This window comes from Halalkalibacterium halodurans (genome assembly GCF_004376175.1).
Lineage (GTDB): Bacteria > Bacillota > Bacilli > Bacillales > Bacillaceae_D > Halalkalibacterium > Halalkalibacterium halodurans.
The window spans coordinates 1-10,447 of sequence record NZ_SNUY01000078.1 but is presented as its reverse complement, the minus strand read 5'-3'; the positions used below and the strand labels follow the sequence as shown (position 1 = coordinate 10,447).

Here is a 10,447-nt window from a genome sequence, read left to right as displayed (position 1 = left end):
AGGGGGTGAAGCTGATGGGTGAAAAAAATGGATCTTTGTTTTTAATTGTTCTTGCTGTAATGCTCTTTGGAGTGCTAGGGGTAGCACTTGGTGGTGATAATGGATGGTTTAGTCAAACAGTAGATACTGTTTTTAAAGGTATCACAGATACGATTCGCAATGTATTCTAAAACACGAAGCTATTAGGTTTCGTGTTTTTTTATTCGAAAAGGGGGTGAAACTGATGGGTGAAAAAAATGGATCTTTGTTTTTAATTGTTCTTGCTGTAATGCTCTTTGGAGTGCTAGGGGTAGCACTTGGTGGTGATAATGGATGGTTTAGTCAAACAGTAGATACTGTTTTTAAAGGTATTACAGATACGATTCGCAATGTATTCTAAAACACGAAGCTACTAGGTTTTGTGTTTTTTTATTCGAAAAGGGGGTGAGGGACTTCTAATGATGAAGAAAGCAATTTCCTATATAACTGTTGTGTTTTCATTATTTGCTCTTTGGTTTGCTCTTTGGTTGGCTTTCCCTGAAAATGGATTAGCGAATAGTTACAGTCCTTACGACGTTAAAATGAGCGATGTAAACAAGAGGACAAAAGGAGATCGATCTGCTACTTTCGAAAGTGGAAAAAAGATGGTATATGATGTTTATATGCAAAGAGACGGAAAAGAAGGCTGGAGCATTAAACGTAGGGACTTTGGAAAAGGTAGTAGGCAATATTTAACTTTCACAGGATGGTCAGCAGTTATTGGACATAGACACCACACAGAAAATAACCAAGACACATACATTTGGCTTAAAAATATTAGGACTGGGGAAGACAAGTTTTATAAAGCGGAACAACTTAATTTTAACGCTTCAAAAGATATGGAGTTCAACCGTCAGTCTCAAACGGGGGATATTTGGAACCCTTGTGCGAATAGTGCTAGAAACCAAAATAATGCAACTTGCAACATGTATTATGAACATGTAGGGTTTAGAGCGCATGTTCCATTAGATGAGCTTTTTAAGGATGGGGAAAATAACTCTGATTGGCAGTTACGTATTGTCAAAAGAGTAGGTTCAACTGTTCTTTATGACGAATTGCGTTTACCTTTTGAGTTTGAAAATCTATCTTGGGGTAATGGTGAAATTAGCCTTTCTAGTGGGATTAACGCTCAACAGTTACGTATGATTGGAAATGGTGTTATCAGGCGAATCGAACCAAGAGGGACTACAAACAGTGGCAACTATTTTGACTACAATCGCTTTTATCAACGTGTGAACCAAGATCAAAAGAGTACTGTTGTTTGGTATGGTGTCAGTAGCCCTCATGATTCAGGACGAACTCGATGGGCAGCTAGTAGCTATTGGGCTTTTGGTGGTACTATTGCTACTCTATCGTACCAAGTAACCAAAAAGGTTTGTCCAGATGGGTCAATAGTAAACATCAATCAAAGATGTACAGTTGATGTAACAATTACTCATAAGGATTACGCGACAGGCAAGATATTAATGCAAACGAAGGTAAAATCTACTGTTGGAAACTCTTACTCGTATGCACCTGAGAAGGCTGGATTTTTTAAGGATTCCAACGGAAACCCTTTTGTCGCTTCGCCAGAAGGACAAAAATATGAAGGGACTACACCAAATAACAATATGAATTTTACATTTACCTACAAAGTATCTTTGCCGAACCCTTCCAGTATAGAAGAATTAGATGGTGCAACAGAAGGGAAAGCTCAAGGTGAAGTATCATGGCGCTTACAAAAAATTAAAGAAAATAACCCTAGTGAAACCTTATTGGTTAATTCTGCTACGGTTGCAGGGTTGCACTTTGATGTACAAAATGTAGAAAATCGTATCTATTCAGCAAATGTATTTAACAACGTAGAGGATGAACCATTTTCAACGAAGTTACAACCATTGGATGTAAAAAAAAGGGATGTTCTGTTTTCTTTTTCTTATGAGTATACGAACCATTTTAGGCGTAATTATACTTGTACTGATCAACAAGGACAGCATTGTTTTGAGTGGATCTACAAAGATAGTACACCTGTGTGGGATAAAGAGTATAAAAAAAGCTTCCAGTGGGAAGAAACGTTTAACTTAGATTATCCATATAATGAAACCTATAATTTAGAATTTGGTACTGATCACAGATTCTTAATAGGGCAAACGGTAGAGGTAGGTTCGAAAGGGGAAAAAGAAAGTTATTATGAGTCACTAAAGCTTAATGATCAAAGAATGATTACTTTACTCACGCAAAGTTGGCTTCCGATATTTGATAAGCCAATAGAGTACAAATCAGACTTTGGAGAGCCATTCCCTTATAACATTGACGAGGATTTTATGTTCCTTTACCCTGTAGATTTGGATGAATCTATACAGAAAAAATATCAAAATAAAACTGCTTACGCCTATACAGAGTATGCAATTCCCCTTGAGTTAATAGAAATACAAGAGGGTGAAGCAAACCAGTATAAGGCGTATTTTGGTGCTAAAGATGATTTTTTTATTTTAGATAAAACAGGGTTTCAGTTCTCAGTCCCTAGAAAGTCAAGTAAGGAAGATATAAAGAAACAGGCAAAGTTAGAGTATGAATCAATTACTAAGTCAAAATTTAGTAATGAAAACATAACAACTTTTGATGGTCAAAGGTACTATTTACCTGTTGATCCAAAGTCATTTCTGAATAGAGAGAGACAGTATAAGAATCATTATGTTTTGGGTAAGCTCACACTTAATGATCTAACGCTTGACTTTGGTAAAGAATTTGCTTTTCAGAAGTATCTATTAGGATCTGTTTATGATGACGTATACGTCAATGAACAACCTGAATCTACGTTAAATGTTAGTTATACACATGCTGTCGAGATTAAGGATTCACAAAAGAATCTAATACTCGAATTGGTGCAGGATCAACCTCAGCTATTACATTCTTTTAGAACAAGTGATGGTGACCTATACGAAAGGTTGTCTAATATTATTTCGTTGGAATAAAGGAGATGAGAATATGGAACAACTGAAAAATGAACAGCAAAATAGACCAAGAAAGAAGCCAAGTAATTTTAAAACAAAGAAGGAGCAAGCTGAAAAAATTCTTGCTCTGAAAGGAGTGGATTACAATGAATGGCTACATTCACAACATGAAAAAGTAATCACAGAAAATCTATCTTTTGTTTTAGAAGCAGTATCAGATTAATTTAAATGAGATTGGAGGATTATAAAAATGCAGGGTGTAATTTCTACTTTAATAAACTTCTTAGGGCTTATTCAAATGCCTGCGTGGGCTTTTTGTGCAGTAATGTTATGTATGGCGGGGTATAACTTCTTTGCAGGAGGACAAGAAGGTAGGGAAAAGGGCAAGCGAAATATTACATGGCTTCTTGTTGGACTGGTGATTGTGCTGGGAGCAGGAGCGTTACGAGACAGTTTAAGAGGGGTAGTTGCCTTCTAGAAATGTAGGATGGTGAGTTATTAACTCACCATCTTTTTTTGTATTTACTGTTAAAAAGGGGTTTTGACATGAGGGAAGTACATGTAGTTGTTGAAGCTAATAACAGCATTAGAGATTTAGATCCAAAGCGACGATATTTTATTAGCGAATTAGAAGGAATCTTAAAAAAACTTAAAGGTGAATTTAGAAAAAATGGAAGGGATAATGTTGAACTGTCCTTTACTTTGTTTATTAAAAATAAAAGAGTGTTAAAGGCTTTTATTGATTTTAATGATAATAGAAGTTTGGAAGAATCGATTTATCTGATAATAAAAAATGCGTCAAATTGGAATGAAGCTACGAAAAATAAAGTGATCAATGATTTTACTGATTTTCTATCAAAAGAAAAGAAATTGTTTTTGGATCAAAATTTTAAATTGTTTGCTATTGAAGTCGAAGAACAATTTTCTAATCAAGATTTTTCTTTTAGTTTAGAAAAATTGAAGCAACTCTATGATCTTTTTAGAGATCGAATAGTAGGTAGTTTTTATAGTGAAGTTAATGATATTGCAAAAGCAATTAAGTATTCTTTTGATGATCTAGTCTTAACACAGGAATTAACACAGGAAAGTCTAAATGACGTTGAAAACTTTTCAATGTTTCAGAATTATGCTGTAGCAAGTCGCTACAGTTTACCTTTATCTAGACTTGATAAATGCCTAAGAGATTCGGAAGTTTATGAAGAGGTTCAAAGATATTTATTCGAGCAACTAGCTTTAGAGGACTACGTATTGGCGCTAAAAAAGAATAAAGAAATAGAAACTTTATTGAAGAACAGGTGGTATTCAATTATTAAAAAGGGGATAGTTATTTCCTCTGAGGACGATATAAAAAATAATATTATACTGCCAGTATTATCTGGATACTTACAGAATGAACAAAAGGATCAGAAGTCAGAAGAAGCGATTATTGTCTTTAACATTAATGAGGAAAATGAAAGTCAATCAAACGGACAAACAGAAGACGATCTTTTAAATTTATTTTCAAAACATGGATTCGATAATGTAGCAGAAATCTTAGTAAAAAACATCTGTCAAGATGGCAAACTAATTAGAAGGTTGCAGAACAAAAAAGAAACTTTAAAAATTGAGGAATTAATAGAATGTGGATTCTTTGGGCGTTTTGAACGTGAGATTATGGAGTATGTTGCAACGTTGGATCAAGAAGAGGTAAAAAAAGTGTTATATGAGTCGAGCATTAATAAAGGCATGGATTTTAAGTATTGGGCGGTTACTGAGTATATCAGTCATGTTACTAAAGTGGTTTTTGAAAAAAATAAAAGTTAGGAGAGTTAATTATGAGTAATTTGTTATTACATGAGAATCAATATTTAAATGAAAAAATTGTAAATAGGATTGCAGAAAAATGCTATGCTATGGCGGAACAGTTTTGGCAGGAGATCATTCTTCTGTTTACAAGTAGTCCTCAATGTACTCCTTGTATATATTACTCTAATAAATTTAATGATTTTGCTTTATTAAAAGGTTTAGAAGAAGAAATGGAGGAAGTTGTTGCTCTATCTGAATGTTTAAATAATGACTTCATTGTAGTGGGATCTCTGGAGTTACAAAAATATTTTGATAATAAGAGTATCTTTGGAGACGGAGCTATCATTTATCTCATAGCTAGAAATTTAGAAAAGGCAATTGAGCAACAAATTAATAAGACGGATCATTATTATAGGATCAAAGAAAAACAGAAGATATTGGTAAGCTCTCAAGGACTTACTTTTGATGATAAAGAGATTGAAAAATTAAGTTATCCAGCAATTGTTTTATCTACTCACAGAGAGGTTACAAATGATCACAGTTATTTAAGTGAGTCTGTATAGTTGAGGTAAACAATATGGTGAATCAATTAGAGTTTAGGAATATTGATGATATGTTGGAATCTTTAAACGCTCAACCACAGGGGCGTTATTTTTTATGTACTTGTCCATCTTGTAATCAGCCAGAAGCATTTATGTATAAAGATAATCTTAATGTGTTACAGTGCAATAGGCAAAATAATTGCGGTGAACGTTGGCATATTAAACTAAATGAAAAACTAAAAGGTAATCTGAACTTAAAGAAAAACGAAAAACCTAAAAGTATCTCTTTAAAACAAAAAGAGCAAATCGACTGGTGTACTAATTTTTTTAAATTCATGAGTAAACATGTTGTAAATCAAGAATTAGAAAATTATCGGGGGATAAATCGAGAAGTTACGAAACCTTTCATTTTGGATCTAAAAGATCCTAAGATTGTATCACTTATGTTCTCGAAAATCCCTGACCTAATCAAAAAAGACTATGCGAAAATGGACTTTATGACAAAGAGGAATATTGTTTTTCCTATTTACAATCATGAAGGATCAATTGACTCGTTGTTATTAAGGTCGTCTGATCCTAGTCTAAAGAAGAAAGAAATCCAGTTATTTTTAAATCCAACAGAGAAAGCAAGATATTTTGTCGAAGATATACCGGATAATGCTGAAACTGTTGTTATTAGTGAAAGTATTATAGACGGACTATCATTCCGAGAAATAGATCCGAAAATGGGTTTATTAATGACTACAGGTTCAAATAAAATAAAACAGCTTGAAACATTTATAAAAGAAAACCCTGATAAGTTTAAGGGGAAAAAGATTATTAGAGCTTTTGACAATGATAGAGCAGGAAAAGAAGCAGATAAAAAAATAGCACACGTTTTGGATGAAGAGAAGTTGTTTCATAAAGGATTTATTTATCCAGATATGGATCTAAAAGATCCTAATGACTTACTCCAAAGCAACCGCTTACTTTTTGAGCGACAAATAGAGCTAACTTTAAGAACCTTAGACATAGATTTGAAAAAAGAGGAGGGTGAGAAAATGAATGACAAAACAGAGCAATCAAATGATTATAAAGTTAAGATTGTTAATATGACCTTTTTGCAAGATAAAGGAATTTCCCTTGCATGTGTGAAGTACGGTGAGATAACTCTCAATAATATTGTAATAGAGGAATATAAAGGTTCACCTATGATTAATTATCCACAAAAAAAGGGGACTGATAGTGTATGGAGGGATGTGTATAGATTTGAAGAAAGCCTTGATAAACGAATGATAGAAGGGGCGTTGATTAAAAGTTACTATGAGCTTAAACATCAGGTTAAGGAAAAAAATACAGTTAAGAATGTAGGGATTAATATTAGTTCAGGGGGGGGGAAGTTTGATCCTAAAATCATTCATTCACATACTTTCTCTAACGGTAATATATCTGTTAATATTGGTTATCGTAATTTAATTGTAAATGGAATTGTAACAGGTAAGAGTAAAGGAAAAGATTATGTATCAACACCGTACTATTTTAAGGGTGATAAAATAAATAGCTTTGTTAAGACTTCTAAGGATTTTTCTAACAAGATTTTAGATTTAACAAAGCCATTAAAAACTAAAAACAAAGAAAAAGAATCTCAAAAGGAAGTTGGTTAAACGAACTTTTTATGAACTATTTAAGTACTAACAAGGTACTCAAAGCGTGCTATATTGTTATTAGGGATTTTTTCGGGGCTTACAAGTGATTGGACTTGTAAGCCTTTTTTTATTAATCAAAACAGGAGGTTAAAAAAATGAAAGATGTATGGGGTTTAACAAAAGAATTGTTTTCTGGTTGGGTGGTATTGCTCCATTTACTCCTTTATTTTAGTATCAACTTTCTTTACATCTACATGATCAGCAAACATGTTGTATTAAGCGTTTTGTTAGGGCTTGTTGGGTCTTTGCTTTGCTTCTATAGCATTTCATTGTTGGGGAGGCAGTTAAAGAAAGAACAGAGGATTTTTAGTGAGTTAAGTAAGTATGTTTCAAATGTTGTTTTTTATTTAAAGACAGGCAAAAACGTTCTTTTTGCCTTAGAAGGAGCTAAAGAATCGGCTAGTGATTTATTGAAAAAGGATATAGACAAGACTATAAAAACGCTCAAACAAGAAGGTGTACTCGATGTAGCTCATTTTGAAAAATATAATTTTGTATCGCTAAATGCCTTCCATCAAATATTAGAGATTAAGTATCAAATGGGGGGATCTGTAACAGATCTTTTCAGTCCTACTAGCAAATTAATTAACTTCGAGACAACTAAAAGGGATGAATTGCAGAGAGAGAAAAAATATAGTGCGAACAGAGTTTATTTTATGACAGGTATTGTATTTGCGGTTCCTATTCTTTTATCGCTCTTTGCTAGTAAGCTATATGCTGACTTTCTTAATTCCCCTATTACTTTAGTTATTTTTACAGTCTTTTACTTATTTTTGTTATTTAATTTCTTGTATTTGCAAAAAGCAAAGCATGATATTTCAGTGACCTTATAGGGGGAGATTTTTTGGACGTTTTAGAACAATATGATTCGATTTTGAACATTGCTAATATACTTAGTTCATCCCTTCGAGAGTTAGGCTGGTGGCTCATTTTAGGGCTTATGTGGCTAGTCAACCAAGTAGAAGGTATGACGGATACAGTATTGACTATGAATGGATTTTTCAACTCAGCACCTGTAAATAACTTTATAAAACAATGGTCGCCGGTATTATGGGTACTTGTTGCAATATCACTGGTGTGGATAGGATATAAGTTTATGGCAGGGAAAATGCAAGATCGGGAAAGAGTTGTGACTAATGTTTTATTGGCTTTCTTGTTTATTATTGCATTGCCCCTGCTATTGTCTAATTTAGACAATATAACAACAGCAGGGGTCAAAGCCATAGGTGATACTAGCGCTGGCACAAATGCTGAACAACTTATTAAAGGTAATATTGCTGATGTATACCTTTATGCAAAAAAGGATTTTAATGTGAGAATACCGGAAAAAGGACTTGTAAATGATCTTCCGGTTAGTCGAATAACGTATATAGATATTAATGAATTGATAGATCCCGACAGTGATGATATAAATAATGATTACTTAAAAAGCAAATTGGTTATGGACACAAATGGTAATTTTAGAGAAGAGCCACTTGGCAACGGATGGTTTGGTATTGGTAAAGAACTTTACTACCGTTGGCATGTAGCTTGGTGGAATACGATTTTTAGCTTATCTGTGATTGGAATTACGTTAATTATAGCTGTTTTAAAAGTTGGACGAATTATATTTGAGTTAGCATTTAAAAAGCTGTTTGGCTTATTTATAGCTGTCACAGATTTATCAGGAGGACAGCGAATCAAACAAATTATTAATGATATAATTTCCAATTTTGCGGTTATCTTTTTTCTTGCAGTGTCTCTTAAATTCTATGTGCTTTTTTCAAACTGGCTAAGTGGTCAATCGTCTTTGGGGTCGTTTGGAAGCTCGTTACTATTATTAGCGGCTAGCCTTGCTCTTATTGATGGTCCACACTTAGTCGAAAGAATACTAGGAGTAGACGCAGGATTAAAAGATAGTTGGCGGACAGGTGTAGGATTAGTGATGGCTAGTAAAGCTGTATCAAACGTGACATCAAAGGTAGGGGGCAAACTCGTAAGTGAAAGCTTCTCTAAATTCAATCAAGGTGTAGGTTTAGCAGGGGGATTAAAGGCAGGTATACAAGCTACTAATGGGGCAAAAAAAGACAATGGCGCTTTATCTCAATCGAGACGTAATCAAGCGAATAACAAAATCCCAAGTGGTCAGAATCCAAATGCACAGGCTGGTCAAGGCATGAAAGGTCAGAATCCAAATGCACAGGCTGGTCAAGGCATGAAAGGTCAGAATCCAAATGCACAGGCTGGTCAAGGCATGAAAGGTCAGAATCCAAATGCACAGGCTGATCAAGGCATGAAAGGTCAGAATCCAAATGCACAAGCTGATCAAGGCATGAAAGGTCAGAATCTGAATGCACAGGCTGGTCAGGGTACAGCGCCAGTTCCGAGTGGAGAAAGTACTGCACCAATTTCAAGCGAAAGTGTACAAGATACAGCGCCAGTTCCGAGTGGAGAAAGTACTGCACCAATTTCAAGTGAAAGCGTACAAGATACAGCGCCAGTTCCGAGTGGAGAAAGTACTGCACCAATTTCAAGTGAAAGCGTACAAGGTACAGCGCCAGTTCCGAGTGGAGAAAGTACTGCACCAATTTCAAGTGAAAGCGTACAAGGTACAGCGCCAGTTCCGAGTGGAGAAAGTACTGCACCAATTTCAAGTGAAAGCGTACAAGATACAGCGCCAGTTCCGAGTGGAGAAAGTACTGCACCAATTTCAAGTGAAAGCGTACAAGGTACAGCGCCAGTTCCGAGTGGAGAAAGTACTGCACCAATTTCAAGTGAAAGCGTACAAGATACAGCGCCAGTTCCGAGTGGAGAAAGTACTGCACCAATTTCAAGTGAAAGCGTACAAGGTACAGCGCCAGTTCCGAGTGGAGAAAGTACTGCACCTAATGAAAAATATCAAGAAACCACATACGATACTACAAAGGAAACAGGGTTTAAAACAGCCCAACACCCAAATACTATTTGGGGGCAAAATAGAGTAGTTATGAAAGCCAAGGAAGAGCATGTAAAAGGTTACAATACAGGGTATCGAATCGGAAGAACAATAAGAGATTGGAGAAAGGGAGGAAGGTAGCTTGTATGAAATTCCGAAACACTTTAAAAGTGAGATAAAGATAACCAAGTCATTTCATCTTAAAGAGATTGTCATTCTATTACTAACTGCTTTTTTTCTTTATCTATCTAAGGGAATGGTTCACTCTTCGTTAACCATTCCCTATTATGTTTTTGGTATGGGAGTTAGCATTTTCTTATTAATGCCATCTCGAAGTAATCCAAAACGTAAGATGTATCACACTTTGTTTTATGCCATTCAAAAAAACCGTATTAAATATTCTGCGATAGATGTTCATATGGTCGAAAATATCATGAATGATGAGGTAGTGTCAAAAGTTCTATGAAAAACTAGCACGGTTCATACTACCTACCATTTATTAGGTGGAAATGCCACGCTATCGCTCTTGACAAACACACCAATGGTTTATTCAGAGGTCAATCAAGGGCG

10 protein-coding genes are annotated in these 10,447 nt (G+C 34.9%); all 10 read left to right on the top strand.

The window, feature by feature from the left end; translation table 11 throughout:
• Positions 1–223 precede the first annotated feature (223 nt).
• Positions 224–379, top strand: a complete 156-nt coding sequence (locus E2L07_RS20955) for a hypothetical protein (RefSeq protein ID WP_166740121.1) — start codon at positions 224–226, stop codon at positions 377–379.
• Between the two features lie 58 nt (positions 380–437).
• Positions 438–2,972, top strand: a complete 2,535-nt coding sequence (locus E2L07_RS18225) for a hypothetical protein (RefSeq protein ID WP_134230271.1) — start codon at positions 438–440, stop codon at positions 2,970–2,972.
• Positions 2,973–2,985: 13 nt separating this feature from the next.
• Positions 2,986–3,174, top strand: coding sequence for a hypothetical protein (locus E2L07_RS18220; RefSeq protein ID WP_134230270.1), 189 nt, complete (start codon positions 2,986–2,988; stop codon positions 3,172–3,174).
• Positions 3,175–3,201: 27 nt separating this feature from the next.
• The gene (locus E2L07_RS18215; protein ID WP_134230269.1) at positions 3,202–3,429 is read left to right on the top strand and encodes a hypothetical protein; all 228 of its coding nucleotides are present in this window, start codon (positions 3,202–3,204) and stop codon (positions 3,427–3,429) included.
• A gap of 68 nt (positions 3,430–3,497) precedes the next feature.
• Positions 3,498–4,754, top strand: coding sequence for a hypothetical protein (locus tag E2L07_RS18210; RefSeq protein ID WP_134230268.1), 1,257 nt, complete (start codon positions 3,498–3,500; stop codon positions 4,752–4,754).
• An 11-nt stretch (positions 4,755–4,765) separates the two neighbouring features.
• On the top strand, positions 4,766–5,299 hold the full coding sequence (locus E2L07_RS18205) for a hypothetical protein (RefSeq protein ID WP_134230267.1): 534 nt from the start codon (positions 4,766–4,768) through the stop codon (positions 5,297–5,299).
• Positions 5,300–5,313: 14 nt separating this feature from the next.
• Complete coding sequence (locus tag E2L07_RS18200) at positions 5,314–6,921, top strand: toprim domain-containing protein (RefSeq protein WP_134230266.1); 1,608 nt, start codon at positions 5,314–5,316, stop codon at positions 6,919–6,921.
• A 137-nt stretch (positions 6,922–7,058) separates the two neighbouring features.
• Positions 7,059–7,796 carry a hypothetical protein gene (locus E2L07_RS18195; protein WP_134230265.1) on the top strand — a complete coding sequence of 246 codons (738 nt, stop codon included), beginning with the start codon at positions 7,059–7,061 and terminating at the stop codon, positions 7,794–7,796.
• 11 nt (positions 7,797–7,807) lie between these two features.
• Positions 7,808–10,018 (top strand): pLS20_p028 family conjugation system transmembrane protein, encoded by a 2,211-nt coding sequence (locus E2L07_RS18190; protein ID WP_134230264.1) that lies wholly within the window; start codon positions 7,808–7,810, stop codon positions 10,016–10,018.
• A gap of 1 nt (position 10,019) precedes the next feature.
• Positions 10,020–10,343: a DUF5592 family protein gene (locus tag E2L07_RS18185; protein ID WP_134230263.1), complete on the top strand. Its 324-nt coding sequence runs from the start codon at positions 10,020–10,022 to the stop codon at positions 10,341–10,343.
• Positions 10,344–10,447 lie beyond the last annotated feature (104 nt).

Coding starts and splice junctions, on each gene's coding strand:
- E2L07_RS18210 (WP_134230268.1), top strand. CDS start 3,498: ATGAGGGAAGTACATGTAGTTGTTGAAGCTAATAACAGCATTAGAGAT.
- E2L07_RS18215 (WP_134230269.1), top strand. CDS start 3,202: ATGCAGGGTGTAATTTCTACTTTAATAAACTTCTTAGGGCTTATTCAA.
- E2L07_RS18205 (WP_134230267.1), top strand. CDS start 4,766: ATGAGTAATTTGTTATTACATGAGAATCAATATTTAAATGAAAAAATT.
- E2L07_RS18225 (WP_134230271.1), top strand. CDS start 438: ATGATGAAGAAAGCAATTTCCTATATAACTGTTGTGTTTTCATTATTT.
- E2L07_RS20955 (WP_166740121.1), top strand. CDS start 224: ATGGGTGAAAAAAATGGATCTTTGTTTTTAATTGTTCTTGCTGTAATG.
- E2L07_RS18195 (WP_134230265.1), top strand. CDS start 7,059: ATGAAAGATGTATGGGGTTTAACAAAAGAATTGTTTTCTGGTTGGGTG.
- E2L07_RS18220 (WP_134230270.1), top strand. CDS start 2,986: ATGGAACAACTGAAAAATGAACAGCAAAATAGACCAAGAAAGAAGCCA.
- E2L07_RS18200 (WP_134230266.1), top strand. CDS start 5,314: ATGGTGAATCAATTAGAGTTTAGGAATATTGATGATATGTTGGAATCT.